The following is a 21,228-nucleotide window of genomic DNA, read 5'->3' as shown; positions in this document are numbered from 1 at the left end:
GCGCTACTTCTCGCCGCTCAGACGCCGGCTTTCGCCGCGCGGAGCGCGGTCGCGAACTCGCCGGCCAGTTCGCTGGCGCGCTCCTCGCTGCGCGCCTCCGCGTAGATGCGCACCACTGGCTCGGTGCCCGAGGGTCGCACGAGCACCCAGGAGTCGCCGTAGTCGAGGCGGTAACCGTCGATGGTGGTGCGGTCGGCGTCGGCCCCGAGTGCGGTCTCCTCGGCGGCGTCGAGCAGCGCCTCGCGCTCCGCGTCGTCCTCGTAGTGGACGTTGATGCGGACGTTGGCGTAGTCGTCGTACGGCTCGACGACCTCGCTGGCGGGGCGGTCGGCGAGCAGTTCGAGGAACCGGGCCCCGGTGTAGGCGCCGTCCCGCGTCAGCCGGTAGTTCGGGAAGATGATGCCGCCGTTGCCCTCGCCCGCCACCGGGACGGACTCACCCTCGGCCTGGAGCTCCTGTATGCGGGTCATGATCTGGGTGCTGCCGATGGGCGTCAGGTCGAGGTCCGCGCCCGTGCGGTCGCAGACGTCGACGAGGCGCTGGCTCACGTTCACCGCGGAGACGGTGGTGTCGCCCTCCTCGAGTTCGGCCTCCGCGAGCGCTGCGAGCGTCGCGTCCCCCTCAACGTACTCGCCGTGTTCGTCGTAGAAGATGGCTCGGTCGGCGTCGCCGTCGTGGGCGATGCCGACGTCCGCGTCCGTCGCCCGCACGAGTCGCCCGAGGTCCGAGAGGTTCTCGCGGACCGGCTCGGGGTCGCGCCCCGGGAAGTGGCCGTCGGGCTGGCCGTTGACCGTGACGACCGAGCAGCCGAGTCGCCGGTAGAACTCGGGGCTGGTGAGCGCGCCCGCGCCGTGCCCGGGGTCCAGGGCGACCGTCAGGTCGGCGGCCGCGATGGTCTCGCGGTCCACCGCGTCGAGGAGCTGGTCGACGTAGCGGCGCGCTGCGGACTCGACGCGCACGTCGTCGCCCACCTCCTCCCACGTCGCGTCGTCGAACTGCTCGGTGGTGAACTTCCGTTCGATGCGCTCGAGGTCGGCGACCGCGAGTTCGACGCCGTCGGCGCCGACGAGTTTCACGCCGTTGTACTCCGCGGGGTTGTGGCTCGCGGTCACCATCACGACGGGAACCCCCTCGCTCTCGCCGTACGCCTGCGCACCCGGCGTCGGCACGACGCCCAGGCGCTCGACGTCCGCGCCGACGCTCTGGAGGCCGCTCGCCGCGGCGTTCTCGAGCATCCGGCCGGTCGTCCGGGTGTCGCGGGCGACGGCCACCCGGTCGGCGCGCCACACCGACCCCGCGGCCTTCGCGACGCGCTGCACGAACCCGGGTGTCAGCTCCTCGTTGGCAACGCCCCGCGTCCCGCTCGACCCGAACACCTTCATGAAGACCTGTCCGGACGCGGCGCCCTAATCGCTTCCGAACTGGGCGAGTTACTGTCAGAGAACATCGATTCACCGTTCAGCTCGACGGCCACGACGAACGTGTCGTCGGCGTAGTGGAAGACGCCGCCGAGGCTGTCGCAGTGCTCCTGGAGGTCCGCGGCGATGCGCTCGCCCGTCTCGCGGTCGGTGCCTTTCGTCACCCACTCGCCCCGCGGCGCCGTCGTCGCGGAGGTCAGCACGCGCTCCAGCACGGGGTGGTCCACGACGACCGAGTTCGCGAGCGCGCAGTGGGCCCCGGCGTCCTCGGCGCGGTCCGCTGGGGCACGCATCACCCGCACCCGAACCGGGTCGTCGCCGAGAATCTGCGAACAGCCGCTAGAGAGGGCGAGAGACCCGACCGCAGCGAGCACCGTCCGACGTCGCATACCCCGTGGTACGACTTCCACCCCAAAGTGTTTTCGAGAGAACCGCAACGCTTTCGCCGCCCGCCCGCCCACTTTCACGTATGCCGAGCGTCCGAGAGAAACGCGTCTACGTGGCCCAGGCCGACACGGTCGAGGCGTACGTCGCGGCCGACCTCGGCGTCGCCGTCGCCCGCGTCTCCGGCGACACGGTCGGCGAGTTCAGCCTCGTCGAGCGGTGTACCGGCCGCGACGTGGCGGCGACCGCACACGGCGTCGCTGCCGCCACCGACGAGGACGTGCTGGTCGGCGACGCGGACGGCTTCGAGGGAACGGGGTTCGGGCCGGCTGTCGCGGTCACGAACCTCGACGGGGACGTGCTCGCAGCGGGCGAGGACGGTCACGTCGCTCGCTACGACGGCGACTGGACGACGGTCGGGACGGTCGACGCCGAGGTGCGCGCGCTCGACGCCGACCTCGTCGCGGCGGCGGACGGCGTCCACCGCCTCACGGACGACGGCTTCGCACCAGCGGGCCTCGACGACGCCCAGGACGTTGCCGCCGCGGGCGTCCCGCACGCCGCCACCCCGGACGGCCTCTTCTACCTGGGCAACGGCTGGATGGACGCGCTGGAGGGGGCGTTCTCGGTGGTGGCGAGCGACCCCGCGACCGCGAGCGCTGGCGACCTCGGCCGCGCCCACGCAGCCACCGCGGACGACCTCTACGCCCACGACGGCGGCGACTGGCAACGTGTCGACCTCCCCGTTGAGGAGTCAGTCGCGGACGTCGCGTACGCCGCGGACGCCCACGTCATCCTCACTGAACCGGGGACGCTCGCCGTCGACGCGGGCGAAGGGGTCCGTCACCGCAGCCTGGGGCTCCGGGGCGCCCGCGCCCTCGCCGTCGCCGCCGAGGGAAACGCGTAAGCCGACGGCTGAACTCGACTTCCACATGATACTGAGCGGGTCCTCGACCCAGCAGCTCGCGGCCGCGCTCGCCGCGGCGCTGGGGGCGGACCTCGGGCGCGTCGAGTACGAGTCGTTCCCCGACGGCGAGCAACTGGTCCGCGTGCCGGCGGTCGATGACCGGGCCGTCGTCGTCGCCTCGACGGACTCCAGCGACTCCCACGTCGAACTGCTCCAGTTGCAGGACGCCGCCCGCGAGGCCGGCGCCAGCGAGGTCGTCACCGTCCTCCCGTACATGGGGTACGCCAGACAGGACGAAGCCTTCGAGGTCGGCCAGCCGGTGTCCGCCCGCGCCGTCGCGCGCGCCGTCTCCACGGGCACCGACCGGGTCCTCACCGTCAACCCCCACGAGCAGGCCGTCCTCGACTTCTTCGACGTGCCTGCGACGGCCGTCGACGCCGCGCCCCGCCTCGCAGACCCGCTCCCCGCGGACCTCTCGGACCCCGTCTTCCTCGCCCCGGACGCCGGCGCGACCGGCCTCGCGGCGTCCGTCCGCGACGGCTACGGCCGCGGCGACACGGACCACTTCGAGAAGGTCCGGCACTCCGGCAGCGACGTCACCGTTACGCCGAGCGACATCGACGTCTCGGGCCGCGACGTGGTCGTCACCGACGACATCGTCGCCACCGGCTCCACGATGAGCGAGGCTATCGCCGCCCTCGACGACCCGGACCGCGTTTACGTCGCCTGCGTCCACCCGCTGCTCGCCGGGAACGCCCGCCTCAAACTCGCGAACGCGGGCGCTGAAGCGGTCTACGGCACGGACACGCTCGAACGCGCCGTCTCGACGGTGAGCGCCGCGCCCGCCATCGCCGACGCGCTGGAGTAGACGCCGCCACCTTCTTCTCGCGGGCCGACCCGCTCCCGGTATGGCGACGACGCGCGAACTCACGAGCGAGGCCGACCGTCGCGACGCCGTGCCCATTCTGCGCCAGCTGTGGAGCGACCGGGACGCCGACGGTGTCCTGGCATGGACCGCGGACGACGACTACCGGCTGTTCGGCCGCTACGTCGACGACGACCTGGTGGCCGTCGCGGGCGTGGCGGTGCAGTCCCTGCTCCACCACCGACGGGGCGCGTGGCTGCTTGACCTCGTGGTGGACGAACCTCGGCGCGGCGAGGGCTACGGCCCCGCGATACTGGAGTTCGTGGAGTCGTGGGCGCGCGAGCAGGGCTGTGAGTACCTGGCGCTGGCGTCGCCACTGGACAAGGAGGGGGTCCACGAGTTCTACGACGGCCAGGGCTACGAACAGTGGGGGTACGTCGTCGAAGCGACGCTGTGAGAAGGGGGACCGTCGACCGTCCGGCGGCTACTGGTCGACGTTCACCGCGACTGCTACATCCCGTTCGGGAGGGCGGAGACCAGACGCAGTAGCCACAGCGTCCCCATCCCGAAGACGATGGTCGCAGGGACGCTCTCGGTCCGCCAGGCGACCAGCGTCGCGACGAGCGCCGCCAGTAGTTTCGGTAGTTCGACAGTCGTCCCCGGTCCGGCGTAGACCACGGCCGGCAACGTCAGCGCTCCCAGGACTGCCACCGGGACGTACTCGAGTCGGCGCTCCACCCACTCCGGCGGGGACCCGAAGCGAGCGACCGCTTCGACGAAGGAGACACGGTAGAGCTGAGTGCCGGCGCCGAGCACCAGGACGGCGAGCCAGACCGCTGGGTCCGGTGTGGAACTCACGCGTCAGTCACCTCTCCGGCCCGCGTTCCCACCAGCGTGCCGACGACTGTGCCGACGACGAGTCCCAGTTCCAGCGGGACGTCGGCGCCCAGGACGGCGACGATTCCGCCGGCCACCGCGGCCAGCGCTGACGAGGCGTCCGAGACCATCGGAACGAGGATGGCGAGGAACATCAGCGGGACAATGAAGTCGACGCCCAGGGCTGCAGGCAGACGGGCGCCCACCACGACGCCCAGAACCGTGCCGACCTGATAGGCCAGCCACATCGGTGCAGCGATTCCGAGGAAGTACCACCGGATCGCGACGTCACCGTCGCGGAACCGGGCGATGGCGAGCGCGTAGACCGGGTCGGTCACGAGGTAGGCCAGCGACCACCGCCACCGCCGCCGCAGCGGTGCGAAGTACGGCGCGACGGACGCCGCGAACACCAGATAGCGGATGTTGACGACCAGGCCCGCTAGGACGACTACTGCGATGGGGGCCTCCTCGCTGAGTAACTGGATCGCTGCTAGCTGGGCCGCACCCGTGAAGACGGCGACTGACATCGCGACAGCCTGGTCGAGCGAGAAGCCGACGTCGGCGGCCGCGACGCCGATCAACATCCCGAACGGCAGTTCGCCAGCCAGAAGCGGGAGCGCGTCCCGCACGCCCGCACGAAGGCTGACTCTGGGCGCTGCCATGTCTCTGGGCGCTGCCATGCTCGACCGTGCGTGCGTCCACCCATCAATCTACCCGTCCCGACTGGATTCGAGCGAACCGTCCCGGCGTGAGTACGGCGCACGTACGCCCAGGAGAGCCACGACGCAGAGACGACCGCGGCAGCCCGCTACAGTTCCGCTATCTCGAGTGCGAGCGTCACGCCCTCGACGTCCCACTCCTCGCGGTAGCCGTCCTCGACGTCGCCCAGTTCGCGGGCGCGGGTCTCCTCCTTGATGAGGTCCTCGTGCTCGGCGACGAGGCGACCGACGCGCTCGTCGAACACCGCGACGTCGAGGCGGATCTCGGCGTCCATCTCGAGGTCGAGGTCCTTGCGCATCTCCTGGACGCGCCGGATGACCTCGCGGGCGTACCCCTCGCTCTCGACGTCCTCGGTGAGCTCCGTGTCGACGTAGACGGTGCCAGTTTCGAAGTTGGCGCCAGCGACACCTTCGGGCGTCTCCTCGACGAACTCGACCATCTCCTCGGTGAGTTCGACGTCCTCGCCGAGCGCCTCGCCGACCTGCGTGGCGAGGGCCTCGAGGTCCGCGCTCTCGACGTGCGCGTCGTTGAGCGCGTTCATCACGCGGCCCGCGTCGTCGCCGAACGCGGGGCCGAGTTCGCTCATGTCGGCTCGAGCGCTGAACGCGAGTTCGCCCCAGCTCTCGCCGGGTTCGACGACCTCAATGGTCCGGGCGTTGAGGCGGTCCCGGAGCAGGTCGGCGTGGGCCTCGACCGCGTCCACGACGGCATCGGTGTCGGCGTCGACGACGATTCGCGTGACAGGCCAGCGGAGCTTCCGGCCGGCCTGCTGACGGGCGTGGCTGCCCGCCTCCTCGACGTCCCGCAGGACGTCGACGGCGGCCTCCAGGTCGGGGTGGCGCAGCGACTCGTCGACCGCCGGCCAGTCGCACATGTGGACCGTGTCGTAGCCCTCGTCGCCCGAGAGGTGCTGGTAGAGCTCCTCGGTGACGAGCGGTGCGTACGGCGCCAGCAGAGCAGTCACTTCGAGGAGCGCTCGCTGCATCGTCGCGTACGCCGCGGTCTTCGACGGGGAGTCCTCGGTCTCCCACATGCGCTCGCGGACGACCTGGACGTAGTACCGCGAGAGGTCCTCCGTAACGAACGAGAGGACCTCCTCGAGCGCGCGGTGTTGCTCGTAGTTCTCCCAGTGCTCGGTCGCGTCCGCTTTCACGCGCTGGAGCGTCGAGAGGAGCCACTCGTCGACCGTCTCCAGTTCGACGTCGTCGATGGAGACGCCGTCACCGCTCCCGCCGAACCCGGTCGGGACGTTGGCGTCGAAGTCGTCCAGCTCCATGTACGGCCGCGGGAACCGGAAGACGTTCCAGAGGATGTTGAGGTCGCTCTGGAGGTTCCCCACCTCGTCGTGGGACACTCGCATGTCGTCGCCCCGGGGGGAGACCGAGAGCACGAATAGCCGCATCGGGTCCGCGCCGTACTCGTCGATGAGTTCCTGGGGGTCGATGCGGATGTCCTTGGACTTCGACATCGAGCGGCCGTCCGGCATCAGCGCGTGGCCGTGCATCACGACGTTCTTGTACGGCACCTCGCCGACGGCGGCGGTTCCCATGCCGAGTTGCGACCAGAACCAGCCGCGGGTCTGGTCGTGGGCCTCGATGATGAGGTCCGAGGGCCAGAGCTCCTCGTAGTCCTCGGTCTCCGAGGGGAAGTTCAGCGTCCCCCACGACGCCACCGAGGAGTCGAGCCAGACGTCGAAGACGTCGGGGACGCGGGTGTACGTCGTCCCGTCCTTGGTGACGGTGAGGTCGTCGACGGTGTCCTTGTGGAGGTCGATGGTGTCAGGGTCGACGTCCTGGTCGGCGAGTTCCGCGAGTTCCTCGCGGGTCCCGACGACGAGCACGTCGTCCATCTCACCGTTCCAGTCCTCGGGCGTCCAGATGGGGATGGGGATGCCCCAGTAGCGCTGCCGGCTGACGTTCCAGTCCGGGGCGTTCTCCACGAAGTCCCGGAAGCGGTTGTCGCGGGCCCACTGCGGGTACCAGTCCGCGTCCTCCATGTTCTCGAGGAGTTCGTCCTTCACGTCGGTGATGGTGATGAACCACTGGTCGGTGACGATCTGGACGATGCCGGTGTCGCAGCGCCAGCAGTGGCCGTAGGAGTGGGAGACGGTCTCGTGGGCGAGCATCGCGCCCTTCGCCTCGATGTCCGCGACGATGTCGTCGTTGGCGTCGCGCACGAACTGGCCGGCGTACTTCCCGCCCTCGTCGGTGTAGACGCCGTTCTCGCCGACCGGGCAGAAGACGGGGAGGCCGAGTTCCTCGCCGCGCTCGAAGTCCTCCTCGCCGTGCCCGGGCGCGGAGTGGACGAGGCCGGTGCGGTCGACCTCCACCCAGTCGCCGTGGTACACCTCGTGGACGCCCTCGGCGTCGGCGGGGTTCGCGGGCACCTCCTCGACGAGCGGCGGCGTGTACGACCAGCCGACGAGGTCGCTGCCCTGGAGGGACTCCTCGACCTCGTAATCGTCGTAGCGGCCGACCGAGAGCACGTCGTCGACGCACTCCTCGGCGAGATACAGGACGTGCTCCTCGCCGTCTCTGGTGGCCCGGACCTTCTGGTAGGTCGTCTCCTCGTCGACGGCGACGAACTCGTTGGCCGGGATGGTCCACGGCGTCGTCGTCCAGATGACGAGACGCCCCTCGCGGTCGTCGAGGTCGAAGGTGACGTAGATGGAGGGGTCCTCGACGTCCTCGTACTCCACCTCGTTGTTGGCGATGGCCGTCTCGCAGCGCGGGCACTGGCTGATGGAGCGCTTCCCGCGCTCGACGAGGTCGCGTTCGTGGACCTGGTCGAACGCCCACCACGCCGACTCCATGTACGAGGAGTCGATGGTCCGGTACGGGTTCTCCCAGTCCATCCAGACGCCGAAGCTCTGGAAGTCCGACTGGAGTTGCGCGAGGCTCTCCTCGGCGAACTCCTTGCAGTCGTCGATGAAGTTCTGCTCGCCGTACTCCTCGATGTCCTTCTTCGACTCGAAGCCAAGCTCCTCCTCGACCTTCGTCTCGATGGGGAGCCCGTGCATGTCGTAGCCCGGCCGGTCCGTCACGTCGTAGCCCTGCATCCGCTTGTACCGGATGTAGGCGTCCTTCAGGCTCTTGTTCCAGGCGTGACCCATGTGGGCGGCGCCCGACGTGTACGGCGGCCCGTCGACGAAGAAGAAGTCCTCGCCGTCGGCCCGGTGCTCCCTGGTCTGCTCGTAGGCGTCGACGGCCGCCCAGTAGTCGAACACCCGGTCCTCCACGTCCGCGGGCTCGTACTGGTCCGGCTCGTCGCCGAATCGGTTCATGTGCCAGCCGACTCGCTCGCACCTAAAAGGGTAATCGGTTGTACAGCCTACGCGCCGCCGACCCGGGACTGCACCTTGTCGGTGAACAGCATCACGCCGGCCGCGATGGCGACGCCGCCGAGGACGGCGAGCCAGACGCCGAAGATCAGCTGGCCGCCGCCGAACGTCGCGAGACTCCGGAGTTCGGCGAGCAGACCGGTGCCGACCAGCCCCGCCCCCAGAACGGCCCACCCGAGGGTGACGAGCAGGTCGAACAGTTCCGCCGCGTTGTTGAGCATACCCGCCGTAGCCCGCCGCCGCTCATAGTCCTTCTGCTGTCCGGCCTACCGCACACAGAAGATTTACGACGAGCGACGGGCCACTCCCGGTATGGGCCGATACGGCGATCTCGACTACCCGCAACTCACGAAGTACGGCACGCTGACCAGTCTCGCGCTCGTCGTCGTGGGAACGGTGGGCCTCGCGCTCGGCTCCGGCTCCCTGCCGGGCTGGGAGCTGGCAATCTTCTTCGACATGGAGGTACTGGGCGTCCTCGGGATGGTGCTCTGTCCGTTCGTCTTCGGCGTCTTCATGCCACTGACCGAGTGACAGGCGAGTACCACTTCCCGAGCTTCACCTCTCCTACGAGTCCGTCTGGTTCGCCCGACTAACCTCTCTCGCGACGCGCACGTCGCCGACCTCCGGGATGTCCTCGACGCTGGCCGCCGATAGCTATACTAGCCACAACCGCGTTCGCCCATCCATGGACGATGTGTTCGAGGCGCTCGCCGACGCGGACGTCCACGGCGAGGCCACGTTCACGCTCGACGACGACCACGCAATCCCGGTGTTCGGCCCCCAGCGCGACCCGCCCGGCGAACCCGCGGCGACCGACGCGGCGCCGGAGGAGGCGGCTCAGGTGCTGGGCACCGCACACCTGCTGGCGCGCTTCGAGGTCGTCGCCCGCGAGTCGCTGCGGGGCTACATCCCGGAGGGCAGCGGCGTCGTCGAGCGTGCGGCGTCCGTCTCGCACCTCGCGCCAGTCGGCGTCGGCGGCGACGTCGAGGTGACCACGACGCTGGTCGCCGTCGACCGCCCGGACCTCTCCGTCGCCTGCCGCGCCGAGAGCACCGACGGCACCGCGGTGGCGACCGGCGACCTGACGTTCCGGGTCGTCGACCGCGAGCAGTTCCGGGACTCGGTGCCACGACGCAGCTAACCTTTTGGTGACGGCGTTCCTGGGGTACGCTATGTCCGAGGACTGCATCTTCTGTAGCATCGTCGCCGGGGACATCCCCGCGCGGGTCGTCTACGAGGACGACGACGTGCTGGCGTTCCTCGACGCCAACCCGCTCGCGCCCGGCCACACGCTGGTCATCCCGAAAGACCACTACGAGACGCTCGGCGACCTGCCCGCGGACGACGGCGAGTCCGTCTTCGCGGCGCTCCACGACCTCACGCCGGTCGTCGAGGAGAGCGTGGACGCCGACGGCAGCAACGTCGCGTTCAACAACGGCGCGGCAGCCGGCCAGGAGGTCCCCCACGTACACGGCCACGTCATTCCGCGCTTCGAGGACGACGGCGGCAACCCCATCCACGCCGTCGCCGGCAGTCGTCCCGAGCTCTCCGACGACGAACTTGACGACATCGCCGACGACATCTCGGCGGCCGCGAATTGACCGGGCGCCTGCCGCCAGTCGGGCAGGGGGCCGCCTGACCGATGGCGAGCATCGACCCGCAACTGGCCGCCTACGTCGCCGCCTTCGCCACCGCGGCGGTCGTCTGCGCGGTCAGCCTCTGCCACGTCTCGCGCATCGACGCTGCGGACACGCGCCGGGGGTTCGCCGCGCTGCTGGTCACTAGCGGCGGCTGGGCGGCCGCGCAAGTGGGGTTCCTGCTGGCGCCGGGCGCCGACCTGAAGGTAGCGTTCCACGTCGTCGGCCTCGTCGTCGGGTTCAGCACCACCGGCGCGTGGCTCTACTTCTGCTCGGCGTACAGCGGCCGGACGATGCACCGCGACCCCCGCTACCGGGCGGCCGCGCTCGCCGTCTTCGGTGCCGTCACGCTCGTGAAGGTGACGAACCCGATCCACCACGCGTACTTCACGACGTCGTTCGCGACGTCGCCGTTCCCGCACGTCGTCGTCCACAGCGGCACCCTGCACTGGGTCGTGACGGGGCTGGCGTACGCGCTGGCGGCCGTCGGCTACTTCATGCTCCTGGAGCTGTTCGACCGGACGAGCATCGACGCGCGGCCGCTCGCCGGGCTAGCGGCACTCACCGCGCTCCCCGTCGCGTTCAACGTCGTCGGCTACGCCAGCCCACGACTCGTGGACATGACCTACGAACCCATCGGCGTCGCGGCGTTCTCGGTCGGCGTCCTCTACGTCTTCGCCGAGCGGTTCCAGACGATCCGGCTCACCGGGGACATCGACGACCCCGTCGTCTTCGTCGACGAGGACGGCCGCCTCAAGGACCACAACCGGATGGCCGGCGAACTGTTCCCGGAACTCGAGGGCGACACGAACGGCGAGCGGCTGTCCGTCGTACTCCCCCGCGTGGCGGCCGCGCTGGACGACGACGAGCAGGTGCTCGAACTCGACTTGGCGGGCGAGCGCCGCTACTTCCTCGTCGCCGCCAACCCGTTCACCGTCGGCCGCACGTCGCTCGGTGAGATGCTGCTGTTCTCGGACGTCACCCCCAGCGAGCGCCACCGCCGCGAACTCCAGCGGCAGAACGAGCGCCTCGGCCAGTTCGCCAACGTCATCTCCCACGACCTCCGCAACCCGCTGAACGTCGCGAGGGGACACCTCGACCTCGCCCGCGACGAACGGGACGACCAACACCTCGTCACCGTGGCGAACGCCCACGACCGCATGGAGGCGCTCATCGAGGACGTGCTCGCGCTCGCCCGCCAGGGGGAGACCATCGGCGACACCGAGGCCTGCGACCTCGGCGACCTCGCCGAGACGAGCTGGCGGAACGTGGAGACGGGCGACGCCACGCTCGCCGTCGCCTCCCCGCTCCGCTTCGAGGCGGACCACGACCGCACCGTCCAGCTGTTCGAGAACCTGTTCCGCAACTCCCTCGAACACGGTGGCGACGCCGTCACGGTCACCGTCGGCGCGCTCGACGACGGCAAGGGCTTCTACGTCGAGGACGACGGCCCGGGCATCCCCGCAGACGACCGGGACGCGGTGTTCGAACCCGGGTACACGACCGCCAAGGACGGCACCGGCTTCGGCCTCGCCATCGTCGCGGGTATCGCCAACGCGCACGGCTGGCAAGTCGCGGCCGTCGAGAGCGAGGTCGGCGGCGCGCGTTTCGAGGTCACTCGCGTCCAGGCCGTCGCCACAGTACGGCCGAACGACTAAATTTTAGTACCATAGCGAATCGAACATAGGGCATGCAGCCACGCACTGCCGCGCTCGTCAGTGTCGCCGGCGGCGCGGGCGCGACACGCCTCTGCGTCGAGACCGCCGCTCTGCTCGCCCGCGACGGTGCGAGCGTCGGCGTCCTCGACGCCGCGTTCGCCACGCAGGGGCTCTCCCAGTACGTCTCCGGACGCATCGACCCCGACGCCACCGCGCTCCTCACCGACGACGCCGACCCCGCGGCCGTGCGCTGTGACCTCGCGCCGGCCGCGGACGGTGAACTCGCGACCTACCCCGCGTTCGCTCCGTTCGAGCGCCTCGCAGCGGCGAAGGCACCGGAAGCCGCCGAACGCGTCCAGAGCGTGCTCGCCGACCTCGGCGCCTCCCACGACTACGTGCTCGTGGACACGCCGCCCGTCGCGGCCAACCAGGCGGTCGCCGCCGTCACGAGCGCGGGTCGCGTGGCCGCCGTGCTGCCGCCGGGCGACCGCGGCGTCGACAGCCTCCAGCGCGCTCGCGGCCGTCTCGCGGACGTCGGCAGCGACTTCGACCTCGCGGTCGCGAACCGCACCGTCGACGCGCCGGCCGACACCGACCACGCGCTCCCCACACACGAGGAGGAGGGTATTCCCGGAGAACCCGCTGCGCTGACCGGTACGGGAGCGTTCACCGCGAGCGTCGCAGCGCTGGCGGAGTCGCTGTTCGAGACGACCGTCGGCGTCGAGTTCGAGGACGACTCGCTGCTCGACACGGCGCGGGAGAAACTAGCCTGAGTCCGGGTCGGGCATCGCGGCCGCGAGCGCGTCCCGCTTGGCGACCATCGCGTCGTCTGCCGAGGAGAGCGCGCTCTCGACGGCTTCTGCAGCACCGTCCAGCGGGTCGTGCGTCGCGACGAACGCTGCGAGCACGAACTCCCGGTCGCTCGCCCCCGTGAGTTCGACCGCGTCGGCCCGTGAGCAGCGCGCGTCTAGCCAATCCTCGAGGATCTCGCGCTGGAGCGGCGAGAACGGCGTCAATCCCTCGAAGCCGAGCAGGTGGAGCGTCTTCGCGGCCGTCGTCGCCGCAACACCGGTCTCCGAGGCGGCGGTACCGACGCTCGCGCCGCCCGCGTACGCCTCGGCCAGTTCTGCGGCCGTTTCCGCCGAACACGGGAGGTCCTCGGCCGCGTCGGCCAGTCGGTCGGCGAGCGACCCGCCGGTGCGGTCGACGCTCGCCACTCCGCGCTCGCGCTGGCGGGTGGTGACCGTGAGGCCGTCCGCGATGTCCGACAGTCCCATGCGCGTTCGTTCTCCGCTCACCCACTTAAATTTTCGACCAGTTTCGAGGTGACAAAACGCTATTCCGCCGTGAAGCGTACCGGTGACCGGTACGTTCTTTCGGCGTCTGATGGACGAATTCGGGCGGTTCGTCCCGCGTTTAAATACTGCTACCGGACCTACGTTCGAGTACGATGAGCCAGTCAGCGAACTGCCCCGAGTGCGAGGGCGTCGTGCGCAAGCAGGAGACCGAACGCGTCTGCACCGACTGCGGCCTCGTGGTCTGCGAGGACCGCATCGACCGCGGCCCGGAGTGGCGGTCGTTCGACGACGACGACACGAACCCCGAACGCACAGGAGCGCCGCTCACGCGCTCCCGCCACGACAGGGGCCTCTCGACGGAGATCGGTCGCTCGACGCGACTGAAGGGCCGCAAGCGCCGGAAGTTCGCGCGCCTCCGCCGCCAGCACAAGCGCGCCAGCATCGGGTCGAAAGCCGACCGGAACCAGGTGTACGGGTTCACGGAGATCCGGCGCATCGTCGGCGCGCTCGGGCTCCCGCGGAGCGTCCGCGACCAGGCGTGTGCGCTGTTCGACTCCGCCCAGACCGAGGACCTGCTCCGCGGGCGCTCAATCGAGGGGTTCGCCGCGGCGGCTGTGTACGCGGTCTGCCGCACGAACGGCCTCTCCCGCACGCTCGCGGAAATCGAGCACGTGTCCCGCGGCGACGAGTCGGAGCTCTCGGCGGCCTACGACGCGATGAACCGCGACCTCGGCCTCCCGACCGGTCCCATCGACCCCCGTGACTACGTCCCGCGGTACGCCAGCGAACTCGACCTCTCCACGGACGTCGAGCGCAGCGCCCGCGAGTACGTCGACATCGCCGAGAGACGGAACCTCCTCTCTGGGCGCAACCCGAGTGGGGTCGCCGCTGCGTGCCTCTACGCTGGCGCCGAGGACTGTGGGGCGGCGCTCACGCAGGCCGACGCCGCGGACGTCGCAGACGTAACGCCGGTGACGCTGCGCTCGACGTACTACGACCTGCAGGACTGAACGCGGGCCGCCAGCAGCTCGAACTGTTCTGCCGCCGTCGCCGCCGGTGCGAGCGTCCGCACCGGCCGCCCCGTCGGGAGCGTCTCCCCGACGACGTCGGTCTCCGGCACGGCGACGACGGGTGCGCCCAGTGCGTCGGCGACCGCCTCGTCGGCATCGCTCGCGCGGTTGTACGCCACGGCCGCCACCCCCGCGTCGAGTTCGACGGCGAGCGAGCGCGCCCGCAGTGCGTCGGCGAGCGCCGCCCGGTCGGGCGTCGTCACCACGACGCAGGCGTCGGCCGCGAGCAGGGGGAGACCGACGTCCGCGCGGAGGCCCGCGGGGCAGTCGACCACTACGTCGCCGTACTCCTCCTCGACGGCTCGAACGGCGTCGACGAGTCGTCGCGGGTCGCCCTCGCGAGCACCGGCGAGCGTCCGTCCGCAGGGGAGCAATCGGACACCGTCGTGCTCCCGGACCGCCTCGACGGGGTCCGCCCGGCCCGCGAGCACGTCGTGGAGGTCGGGTCCTCGCCCGGCGGGCACGTCCGCCATCCCGAGGTCAGCGTCCACCAGCACGGCCTCGAGTTCCGCCGCGAGGTTCAGCGCCACCGTCGTCTTGCCGACGCCCCCCTTCCCGCCGCAGACCGCGAGAATCACTCCTCCACCCGGGCCTGGAGCACGCCCGCGCGAGCCGCCAGCGCCGCGACGCCTTCGCGGTCCGCGTCGGTCGCCTCGCCGTCGGTTGCGCGCTCCGAGACGGCCGCGAGCCACTCGTGCACGTCCTTCGGGAGCGCCGTGGTCGGTGGTGCGACCACATCCCGTGGTGGACGGGGGTCACCGAACTCCGCGAAGGCCTCCGTCGTCGTGGGTTCGCCGTCCGCAGCACGCTCGGTCCACGCGAACTCCACCGGTGGGTCCGCTGGCGGCGCTGCAGTTGCGTAGCCGAGCGCCCTGGTCGCCCCGGCGTCGAGGACGCCCTCCCAGCCACCGTCGTCCCAGCCCGGTTCGGGCAGGCCCCGCTGGCGCGGCGGCCAGACCGTGCCGTCAGAGCGGTTCGCCACGCGGACCCGCTGTGGCTGGTCGCCGTCGTTCGTCACCCGCACCGCGACGAGCGTTACGCCACCCCGGCGGTGCGTCTCGGTTTCCAGTCGCATGGGCCGAGGTGGTCCCGGTCTCGGGCTTAAAGTTCCGCCAGCAGGACGGGCGCGACGAGGGCTGCCCGCGCTCTCGTAGCGTCTTCGAACCCGCTCGAAACGACGAGCGGGGCGCACGGCCGCGCGATTCGCGCCACGGCACAGGCCGCAGCCCAGTCTGACCCCGAGAACTCTCGTGGGTGAACGGGTTCGGCTGCGACGGGGAGCGCCCGAACGGCGCACCGGAACGAGTTGGCGTAGTCGTCGGCGAGCGCCCGTCGCGCCGCCCGTCGGAGGTTCTCCCGGCGGTCCTGCAGTTCGAGTCGCCGCTGGCGGGCGTCCCGAGCGTCCTGGGCACGTTCTCGGGCCGTGGCGAGTGTCTCGCGGGCGGCGTGATAGTCGGTCTCCGCCTCGGCGAGTTTGCGGGTGGCCTTCTGCAGGTCGGCTTCCGCGTCCGATGGGTCGGCGTCGCCCTCCCGCTTCGCTTCGACGCGGCCGCTCGTTCGCGCCACGCTCTCGTCCAGTCTGTCGACGTCCGCAGCGGCCGCGGCGACGCGCTCTCTGGCGGCTTCCAGGTCCACGTCCGGCACCTCGACTGCCGCGAGTTCCGCCTCGACGGCGCGCAGTTCCTCGTCGTACTCAGTGCTCGCCCGCCGCGTCCGTGCGGCGTCGGCGACGGCCGTCACGGGTCGAACCCGGACGCCGCTGTGGAGGAGGCCGACGCGCTCGTGGACGGTCTGGGGTGGCGAGCAGACGACCCGGTCGTCGCCGGGGTCGCGGACGGCCGCCACGAGTTCCTCGGCCGAGACTGGTTCCGCTCGCAGGTCGATAGCCGCTCCGCGTCGCTCGACGCCGTCGAACGAGACCCTCATAGCTCCTCGCCGCGCAGCGACTCCGGCGCGGGGTGGGGAGAACCCGCCGCGAACTTCGCGTAGGGCGTACTCGCGGCATCCCGGGACTCGTAGGCCGCGGCAGCGTCCCGGACGCGCTCGGGGACGTCGCTGAACTCGTTGAGCGGGACGGTCCGCTCGACCTGCACGTCGCCAGCGTGTTTCTCCCGGAGGCGCAGCGCCTGGAACGCCCCGAACTCCGTCCCTGCCAGGAGCGCCGCGCGGCCGAAGCGCCGCACGACACAGTCCTCGTGGGTCCGGCAGACGTTCCGCAGGCTCTGCCTGGCGGCCCGCGAGTACGTGACGACCAGCAGCACTATCTGAACTTTCTACCGGGCGTAAAAATTACTTTCGGAAGCGGGAATCAATCTGCGCGCTCGACCCGGAACTCGGGGACCGGGTCGGTCACGCGGGCGGCGACGCGGTCGCGTGCCGTTTCGGGCGAGGGTGCCACGACGACCACGTCCTCTACCTTCGGGTCGCCGGTCGCGCGGTAGGCCGCCACCGTCTCGTCCTCGAACTCCGTGGCGTACTTCCGCAGCACGCCGAGCACGCGGTCCTCGACGTCCCCGAGGCTGGCGTCACCATCCTCGAAATCCGCGAGCGCGTCCTCGACGTTCCGGAGCGCGGAGATTCGGTCCATCAGATCGAGCGGAGGTGGTCCTTGTTCGGCTGGTAGAGCTCGCCCTTCTCCTTGAGCTTCTCTATCTCGTGTTCGGCCATGTCGGCGTCCATGCCGATCTCCTCGGCGCGGTCGAGCACCTCCTCGATGGGCGCGCCCTCGTCGAAGTCCTGTTCGATCTCCTTGATGAGTCCCTTGATGTTCTTGATGCGGTCGCGCTGGGTCTTCGAGTGCCCGGTCTCGACGACGTCGGCGTCGAACTCGCCGGTCTCGGGGTCGACGCCGATGTCCTGCAGGCACGACCGCACGATGGAGATGACGCGGTCGGCGTCCTCGGCCTCGACGCGGTCGGAGAGCCGCAGCCGCGCCGACGCCTCCGCGAGCCGGACGAGCGCCTCGAGCTGTCGGGCGGTTACTGGGACGGGGGCGTCCTCGTCCTGGCCCTTCGAGCGGAGGTCGACGTAGAACTCCTCGATGGCCGACTTGGCCTCGTCGGTCATCGTCGGGTAGCAGTTCCGGCGGGCGTACGCGATGTACTTCCGCAGGAGGTCCGACTCGATGGCGGGCGCGACGTTCTCCGTCTGGGCGTCGATCTCCTCGGCCGAGTGGTTCGCGTTCGCGATGTTGTCGTTCTGCGTGTTCAGCTCGCCCGCGTAGTTCGTCTGGATGATGTGCCGGGCGAGCTTCGCGTCCTCCTCCGGGTCGGGCTTGTCCGTCACCGTGAAGATGAGGTCGAACCGCGAGATGAGCGCGGGCTCGAGGTCGATCTGCTCGCCGATGGGCTCGTACTGGTCGAAGCGACCGTACTTCGGGTTCGCCGCACCCAGCAGCGAACAGCGCGCCTTCAGCGTCGCGTTGATGCCCGCCTTCGAGATGGAGATCTTCTGCTGTTCGAGCGCCTCGTGCATCGCCGACCGGTCGTCGTCGGCCATCTTGTCCAGCTCGTCCACCGCGGCGACGCCCTGGTCGGCGAGGACGAGTGCACCTGCCTCGAGTGACCACTGCTGGCCGTCGCCGAAGTCGTCGCGCACCGCTGCCGCCGTCAGACCGGCCGCGGACGACCCCTTCCCGGAGGTGTACACCGAGCGCGGCGCGATGTTCTGGACGTACGAAATCATCTGGGAGTTGTGCGAGACCACGCCGTCGGTGAGGTAGTTGTGCGTACCCTCGACTTCGAGGTCGTACACCCACTCCTCGTCGGTGTCGACTTCCTCGATGGATTCGATGCGGTCCCAGGCGACATCATTGGTCGCTGCCGCCTCCACGGCGCCGACTCTCGACGACACGTTCGTCCCGCCGTCGGCGGCCATTGTCTCGTCTACTGCCTCGGAGAACGCCGACGCGACCGTAGAGAGACTCCCACGGCTCGGGTTCCGGCTCCCCCGCTCGTAGTGCTGGTACGTCGAGCGAGGGATTCCGCAATCGGCCTGCGTCAGTCCGAGCTCGTTCCGGATGGACCGGAGTTCGCCGCCGTCGACGGGAACGACGTCGGTGTTCGTGTTCCCGCTCGTCTCCTCGAACGACGCTGCGGCTTCGGATTTCCGGTCCGTGACGAACCCGGCGTCGGTGACGTACTTTTCGAACATCTCGCCGCTGATGCGGAGCCGGTAGCTCCCGTTCTCTCGCGGGTGCAGTTGGCTCGTGATGTCGAGCGACAGCAGCAGCGACCGGACGCCTTCGAGTAGCTCTCGGCTGGTCGAGGCGACGGTTATCTCGCGCTCGCTCGCGGCCACGTGCCCTTCGCCTTCTACGAATGCAGTGAGGAACTCGCGTTTGGTTCCGTCGGACGCTCGCTTCACGGCGTTCGGGACGCGTTTGTCTGCCGACCCGTCGAGCAGGCCCGCATCGAGTTCGTGGAGGAAACTCACGAGCTCGCCGGACCCACAGATCACCTCCCGTGCCGACTTCCCGTCGTGTGGTTCGCGCTCGACGTAGTTCGCGCCGAGTTCGTCGAGGGCGTCTTTCACGTCGTCGAGCACCTCCTCGTCGTTGTTCGTCACGGAGACGTAGCCCGTGTTGTCGTCGCGCTGTTCGACGTATCCTTCAGCAGCGACGTAGCCGACCAGGCGTGCGAGCCACGGCGTCCACTCGTCGGGGAGGTCGATGTGGACCGCGTTGTACGACTCTGCCTCGCGGTAGGAAACGTCGAGGCTGTCGTCGCCGTTTGTGTCTAGACGCCTCGGGGTCGCCACGAACTGTCCTTCACTCAACTCCTCGGCCCGCACAGCCTCGGGACCGTTCGTCCCTGGGACGAAGAGTGGGTGACTCGGTGTCACGGTGAGTTCGTGGCCGTTTGCCGTCCGGACGCGGTACATCGACTCCGTTGCCTCGCGCTTCCAGACCTTCGTCGCGCGGCGCTGGACGAGCGTCCCGTCGGGTGCGAGCGACGGGACTTCCAGGTCGGCGTCGTCCCAGACGCCATCGTCGATGGATTTGGGGTCGTCGAGGTTGGCTTCGACCAGGTCTCGGATCTCGTGTTCGCTCCCGTCTGCCAGCGTCACCGTGGTATCGCCGCGGACGCACTTACCCGTACCCGGGTCACCGATGAGGAGCATGTGGAGGTCGCCGCGGATGCGCGAGCCGTCCGGGAGCTCCTTGGTGACGCCGGCGAACAGCTGGAGCATCATCGCGAGCTTGGCCTCGCGGTGGCCGTAGATGGCGGGCGCCATCGAGTCGACCATCTGCTCGTAGATGTCGTCGCGCTCGCTGATCTCGATGATCTGCTGTTTGTCCTCCTCGGTGATGTCCATCTCCTCGAACTCCTCGTCCTCGACGACGATGGACGACCCCTCCATGTAGAGGTCGAAGACCGGGGAGTCTGTCGACTCCTCGCCCTGGTCGAGGCGGAGGACGCCGGTGGCGGTGATGTGGTCGCCGGGGGTGACCTCGCCAGTGATGTCGTCCTCGATGTGGATGTCGATGCTCTGGGGTGTCTCGCCGCCGGAGAGCCCCTCGGGGGACTCCTGGATGCGGAGCTTCTGGGCGTCGACGAACTCCGAGCGCTCGGGGTCGAGCTTGAACGGGCCCTGTCGCTCGCAGCTCTCGCACTGGTAGGGCTCCTGGAAGCCGGCGTCGCTCTGTGGGACCTCCGTCTCGGCGCCACAGCGCTGGCAGACGAACACCGCGCGCTGGATCTTCGGCATCACGTCCGTCGCCTTCCGCACCATCCCCTGGACGCCGATGAGCGTGTTCAGGTGTTCGGCGCGGATGTCCCGGATCTCCGTGGACTCCTCGAGGCCGAAGACGCGCACGTGGGCCTGCCCGAGGCTGACGTCGACCGGGAGGTCGTAGAGCCGGAGGGCCTCCTCGGCGGCCTCCTCGAGCTGGTCGGGGTGGTTGATGTAGTCGTCGGCCAGGTCGGGGTCCATCTGGTAGAGGTCCCGCCAGTCCAGCTCTAGCGACTTCGACTCGCGGGGGTACTCCCGCGCGAGCTCCGCGACGTCGTCGCTGTAGTACCGGCGGTAGAACTCCTCGAACCTGTCGACGAGCTCCTGGTTTGCGGCCTGGGCCATTCTGGGTAAGGTAGCGCGTGCTCGCCTAAGAAGGTTCGCAAAGCGGGGTGGAAGTGAACGGAGAACGCCCCACACCCTCGTCCCGCCCGCGCTCGCCGGAGCGGGTAAGACTCATTCGCGTCGCGGCCATCCACTCCGTATGACCGAGACGGTCCGCGCGGAGGTCGTCTACGTCGTGCCGCCCGACGAACTGGGCGACCACGAACTCACGCAGACGATGCAGGAACTCGCCGACGCCCGCTACGTCCTCGTCTGCCGGAACGGTGGCATCCCATCGTGGTTCGAGCGCGTCAAGTCGTTCCTGCTGCGCCGCCCCATCGAGGCCATCACGCTCGTCGCCGACCGCTCGTTCGAGGAGGGTGAGGAACTGACCGCGACAGTCGAGGAGACCAGCGTCGCGGGCGTCTACGAGGTCAGGCAGTTCGAGTGAGCCGCGGCGGCTCGCGCCGGGAGCTGTCTGGCCGCGATTCACACCGCCTTCTTGTTGATTCCGTCCTGCATGAGGTACATCGCCGCGGGGAAGAAGACGACCCACAGCAGGAACAACACCGGTCCGGTCTGGTCCTCGACGACGTGCTCGGCGGCGGTGTCCGAGATGCGCCACAGGACCAACAGGTCGTAGATGGGCACGAGCAGTCCGAGCGTGCGCCACACGGGGCTGTACTCCTCGTCGTACGCGAGTTTGAGCTGCTTGTTCACCGAGTAGAGCCAGTAGAACCCGTAGACGCCCACTGTGAGAACGGTGTACGCGAGGACCCGCGAGAACCGCCGTTCGACGAGCACTGACTCCCCTCCCTCCCTTGCTGTCGTCGTTTGCGTCGCCATGCGCTGCCGTTCGCTCACCGACCGCAATGTAATCGGCTTCCTACGGGAAAACGCGGCCGTTACCCGCGAAAAACGACAAATTTTGGTCTTCAGGGCGAGCGGTAGACTGGCGTTACAGGGTAATCGCTGCCGGCCAGTCGTGAGCCCCTAAT

23 protein-coding genes are annotated in these 21,228 nt (G+C 69.6%); 10 read left to right on the top strand and 13 right to left on the bottom strand.

Annotation, left to right across the window (positions count from 1 at the left end):
- Positions 1-17: 17 nt before the first annotated feature.
- Both HALDL1_16105 and HALDL1_16100 read right to left on the bottom strand, forming a co-directional pair.
- Positions 18-1,382 carry a phosphomannomutase gene (locus HALDL1_16105; protein AHG04945.1) on the bottom strand — a complete coding sequence of 455 codons (1,365 nt, stop codon included), beginning with the start codon at positions 1,380-1,382 and terminating at the stop codon, positions 18-20.
- A complete protein-coding gene (locus tag HALDL1_16100) occupies positions 1,379-1,807 on the bottom strand; it encodes a hypothetical protein (protein AHG04944.1) in 429 nt (142 codons plus the stop codon). The genes HALDL1_16105 and HALDL1_16100 overlap by 4 nt, the downstream gene beginning before the upstream one ends.
- 80 nt (positions 1,808-1,887) lie before the next feature.
- On the opposite strand from HALDL1_16100, the gene HALDL1_16095 reads away from it, so the two are divergent.
- Genes HALDL1_16095 through HALDL1_16085 form a run of 3 tightly spaced genes read left to right on the top strand, consistent with a single transcriptional unit; the run spans position 1,888 to position 4,031 of the window.
- Positions 1,888-2,709: a hypothetical protein gene (locus tag HALDL1_16095; GenBank protein ID AHG04943.1), complete on the top strand. Its 822-nt coding sequence runs from the start codon at positions 1,888-1,890 to the stop codon at positions 2,707-2,709.
- Between the two features lie 25 nt (positions 2,710-2,734).
- On the top strand, positions 2,735-3,577 hold the full coding sequence (locus HALDL1_16090) for a ribose-phosphate pyrophosphokinase (protein AHG04942.1): 843 nt from the start codon (positions 2,735-2,737) through the stop codon (positions 3,575-3,577).
- A gap of 40 nt (positions 3,578-3,617) precedes the next feature.
- On the top strand, positions 3,618-4,031 hold the full coding sequence (locus HALDL1_16085) for a GCN5 family acetyltransferase (GenBank protein AHG04941.1): 414 nt from the start codon (positions 3,618-3,620) through the stop codon (positions 4,029-4,031).
- A gap of 53 nt (positions 4,032-4,084) precedes the next feature.
- On the opposite strand, the gene HALDL1_16080 is transcribed toward HALDL1_16085, so the two are convergent.
- The 4 genes from HALDL1_16080 to HALDL1_16065 all read right to left on the bottom strand — a co-directional run bounded on the left by HALDL1_16080 (position 4,085) and on the right by HALDL1_16065 (position 8,731).
- The gene (locus tag HALDL1_16080; protein AHG04940.1) at positions 4,085-4,432 is read right to left on the bottom strand and encodes a branched-chain amino acid ABC transporter permease; all 348 of its coding nucleotides are present in this window, start codon (positions 4,430-4,432) and stop codon (positions 4,085-4,087) included.
- The gene (locus HALDL1_16075) at positions 4,429-5,112 is read right to left on the bottom strand and encodes a branched-chain amino acid ABC transporter permease (GenBank protein AHG04939.1); all 684 of its coding nucleotides are present in this window, start codon (positions 5,110-5,112) and stop codon (positions 4,429-4,431) included. Before HALDL1_16075 ends, HALDL1_16080 begins: the two co-directional genes overlap by 4 nt.
- A 146-nt stretch (positions 5,113-5,258) precedes the next feature.
- The gene (locus HALDL1_16070) at positions 5,259-8,453 is read right to left on the bottom strand and encodes an isoleucyl-tRNA synthetase (GenBank protein AHG04938.1); all 3,195 of its coding nucleotides are present in this window, start codon (positions 8,451-8,453) and stop codon (positions 5,259-5,261) included.
- A gap of 47 nt (positions 8,454-8,500) precedes the next feature.
- Positions 8,501-8,731 carry a hypothetical protein gene (locus tag HALDL1_16065; GenBank protein ID AHG04937.1) on the bottom strand — a complete coding sequence of 77 codons (231 nt, stop codon included), beginning with the start codon at positions 8,729-8,731 and terminating at the stop codon, positions 8,501-8,503.
- Between the two features lie 91 nt (positions 8,732-8,822).
- Here HALDL1_16065 and HALDL1_16060 point away from each other — a divergent pair, with 91 nt between their 5' ends.
- The 5 genes from HALDL1_16060 to HALDL1_16040 all read left to right on the top strand — a co-directional run bounded on the left by HALDL1_16060 (position 8,823) and on the right by HALDL1_16040 (position 12,578).
- Positions 8,823-9,041 (top strand): hypothetical protein, encoded by a 219-nt coding sequence (locus HALDL1_16060; protein AHG04936.1) that lies wholly within the window; start codon positions 8,823-8,825, stop codon positions 9,039-9,041.
- Positions 9,042-9,195: 154 nt separating this feature from the next.
- The gene (locus tag HALDL1_16055) at positions 9,196-9,651 is read left to right on the top strand and encodes a thioesterase (GenBank protein ID AHG04935.1); all 456 of its coding nucleotides are present in this window, start codon (positions 9,196-9,198) and stop codon (positions 9,649-9,651) included.
- 31 nt (positions 9,652-9,682) lie between these two features.
- Positions 9,683-10,111, top strand: a complete 429-nt coding sequence (locus HALDL1_16050; GenBank protein AHG04934.1) for an HIT family hydrolase — start codon at positions 9,683-9,685, stop codon at positions 10,109-10,111.
- Positions 10,112-10,152: 41 nt separating this feature from the next.
- On the top strand, positions 10,153-11,805 hold the full coding sequence (locus tag HALDL1_16045) for a histidine kinase (protein AHG04933.1): 1,653 nt from the start codon (positions 10,153-10,155) through the stop codon (positions 11,803-11,805).
- 32 nt (positions 11,806-11,837) lie between these two features.
- On the top strand, positions 11,838-12,578 hold the full coding sequence (locus tag HALDL1_16040) for a hypothetical protein (protein ID AHG04932.1): 741 nt from the start codon (positions 11,838-11,840) through the stop codon (positions 12,576-12,578).
- Here the strand turns inward: HALDL1_16040 and HALDL1_16035 are convergent.
- A complete protein-coding gene (locus tag HALDL1_16035) occupies positions 12,570-13,082 on the bottom strand; it encodes a hypothetical protein (GenBank protein AHG04931.1) in 513 nt (170 codons plus the stop codon). The two genes, HALDL1_16040 and HALDL1_16035, sit on opposite strands and share 9 nt — an antisense overlap.
- Positions 13,083-13,255: 173 nt before the next feature.
- On the opposite strand from HALDL1_16035, the gene HALDL1_16030 reads away from it, so the two are divergent.
- A complete protein-coding gene (locus tag HALDL1_16030) occupies positions 13,256-14,113 on the top strand; it encodes a transcription initiation factor IIB (protein ID AHG04930.1) in 858 nt (285 codons plus the stop codon).
- On the opposite strand, the gene HALDL1_16025 is transcribed toward HALDL1_16030, so the two are convergent.
- Genes HALDL1_16025 through HALDL1_16005 form a run of 5 tightly spaced genes read right to left on the bottom strand, consistent with a single transcriptional unit; the run spans position 14,095 to position 16,760 of the window.
- Complete coding sequence (locus tag HALDL1_16025; GenBank protein AHG04929.1) at positions 14,095-14,751, bottom strand: chromosome partitioning protein ParA; 657 nt, start codon at positions 14,749-14,751, stop codon at positions 14,095-14,097. The two genes, HALDL1_16030 and HALDL1_16025, sit on opposite strands and share 19 nt — an antisense overlap.
- Positions 14,748-15,248 (bottom strand): hypothetical protein, encoded by a 501-nt coding sequence (locus tag HALDL1_16020; protein ID AHG04928.1) that lies wholly within the window; start codon positions 15,246-15,248, stop codon positions 14,748-14,750. The genes HALDL1_16025 and HALDL1_16020 overlap by 4 nt, the downstream gene beginning before the upstream one ends.
- A 26-nt stretch (positions 15,249-15,274) precedes the next feature.
- A complete protein-coding gene (locus HALDL1_16015; GenBank protein AHG04927.1) occupies positions 15,275-16,099 on the bottom strand; it encodes a hypothetical protein in 825 nt (274 codons plus the stop codon).
- Positions 16,096-16,434, bottom strand: coding sequence for a hypothetical protein (locus tag HALDL1_16010; GenBank protein ID AHG04926.1), 339 nt, complete (start codon positions 16,432-16,434; stop codon positions 16,096-16,098). The genes HALDL1_16015 and HALDL1_16010 overlap by 4 nt, the downstream gene beginning before the upstream one ends.
- Before the next feature lie 47 nt (positions 16,435-16,481).
- On the bottom strand, positions 16,482-16,760 hold the full coding sequence (locus HALDL1_16005; protein AHG04925.1) for a hypothetical protein: 279 nt from the start codon (positions 16,758-16,760) through the stop codon (positions 16,482-16,484).
- Between the two features lie 3,630 nt (positions 16,761-20,390).
- On the opposite strand from HALDL1_16005, the gene HALDL1_15990 reads away from it, so the two are divergent.
- The gene (locus HALDL1_15990; protein AHG04924.1) at positions 20,391-20,681 is read left to right on the top strand and encodes a hypothetical protein; all 291 of its coding nucleotides are present in this window, start codon (positions 20,391-20,393) and stop codon (positions 20,679-20,681) included.
- A gap of 38 nt (positions 20,682-20,719) precedes the next feature.
- Here HALDL1_15990 and HALDL1_15985 read toward each other — a convergent pair whose 3' ends face one another.
- Complete coding sequence (locus HALDL1_15985) at positions 20,720-21,034, bottom strand: hypothetical protein (GenBank protein AHG05417.1); 315 nt, start codon at positions 21,032-21,034, stop codon at positions 20,720-20,722.
- Positions 21,035-21,228: the final 194 nt, after the last annotated feature.

This window comes from Halobacterium sp. DL1 (assembly GCA_000230955.3).
In the GTDB taxonomy this organism is placed as follows: Archaea; Halobacteriota; Halobacteria; order Halobacteriales; family Halobacteriaceae; genus Halobacterium.
The sequence above is the reverse complement of the archived record's forward strand: the minus strand, read 5'-3'. Positions and strand labels throughout refer to the sequence as shown.

What these genes read in the sequence shown, in the direction of transcription:
- HALDL1_16105 (AHG04945.1), bottom strand. Translation starts at nt 1,382, where the DNA reads ATGAAGGTGTTCGGGTCGAGCGGGACGCGGGGCGTTGCCAACGAGGAG.
- HALDL1_16100 (AHG04944.1), bottom strand. Translation starts at nt 1,807, where the DNA reads ATGCGACGTCGGACGGTGCTCGCTGCGGTCGGGTCTCTCGCCCTCTCT.
- HALDL1_16095 (AHG04943.1), top strand. Translation starts at nt 1,888, where the DNA reads ATGCCGAGCGTCCGAGAGAAACGCGTCTACGTGGCCCAGGCCGACACG.
- HALDL1_16090 (AHG04942.1), top strand. Translation starts at nt 2,735, where the DNA reads ATGATACTGAGCGGGTCCTCGACCCAGCAGCTCGCGGCCGCGCTCGCC.
- HALDL1_16085 (AHG04941.1), top strand. Translation starts at nt 3,618, where the DNA reads ATGGCGACGACGCGCGAACTCACGAGCGAGGCCGACCGTCGCGACGCC.
- HALDL1_16075 (AHG04939.1), bottom strand. Translation starts at nt 5,112, where the DNA reads ATGGCAGCGCCCAGAGTCAGCCTTCGTGCGGGCGTGCGGGACGCGCTC.
- HALDL1_16070 (AHG04938.1), bottom strand. Translation starts at nt 8,453, where the DNA reads ATGAACCGATTCGGCGACGAGCCGGACCAGTACGAGCCCGCGGACGTG.
- HALDL1_16065 (AHG04937.1), bottom strand. Translation starts at nt 8,731, where the DNA reads ATGCTCAACAACGCGGCGGAACTGTTCGACCTGCTCGTCACCCTCGGG.
- HALDL1_16060 (AHG04936.1), top strand. Translation starts at nt 8,823, where the DNA reads ATGGGCCGATACGGCGATCTCGACTACCCGCAACTCACGAAGTACGGC.
- HALDL1_16055 (AHG04935.1), top strand. Translation starts at nt 9,196, where the DNA reads ATGGACGATGTGTTCGAGGCGCTCGCCGACGCGGACGTCCACGGCGAG.
- HALDL1_16050 (AHG04934.1), top strand. Translation starts at nt 9,683, where the DNA reads ATGTCCGAGGACTGCATCTTCTGTAGCATCGTCGCCGGGGACATCCCC.
- HALDL1_16045 (AHG04933.1), top strand. Translation starts at nt 10,153, where the DNA reads ATGGCGAGCATCGACCCGCAACTGGCCGCCTACGTCGCCGCCTTCGCC.
- HALDL1_16040 (AHG04932.1), top strand. Translation starts at nt 11,838, where the DNA reads ATGCAGCCACGCACTGCCGCGCTCGTCAGTGTCGCCGGCGGCGCGGGC.
- HALDL1_16035 (AHG04931.1), bottom strand. Translation starts at nt 13,082, where the DNA reads ATGGGACTGTCGGACATCGCGGACGGCCTCACGGTCACCACCCGCCAG.
- HALDL1_16030 (AHG04930.1), top strand. Translation starts at nt 13,256, where the DNA reads ATGAGCCAGTCAGCGAACTGCCCCGAGTGCGAGGGCGTCGTGCGCAAG.
- HALDL1_16020 (AHG04928.1), bottom strand. Translation starts at nt 15,248, where the DNA reads ATGCGACTGGAAACCGAGACGCACCGCCGGGGTGGCGTAACGCTCGTC.
- HALDL1_16015 (AHG04927.1), bottom strand. Translation starts at nt 16,099, where the DNA reads ATGAGGGTCTCGTTCGACGGCGTCGAGCGACGCGGAGCGGCTATCGAC.
- HALDL1_16005 (AHG04925.1), bottom strand. Translation starts at nt 16,760, where the DNA reads ATGGACCGAATCTCCGCGCTCCGGAACGTCGAGGACGCGCTCGCGGAT.
- HALDL1_15990 (AHG04924.1), top strand. Translation starts at nt 20,391, where the DNA reads ATGACCGAGACGGTCCGCGCGGAGGTCGTCTACGTCGTGCCGCCCGAC.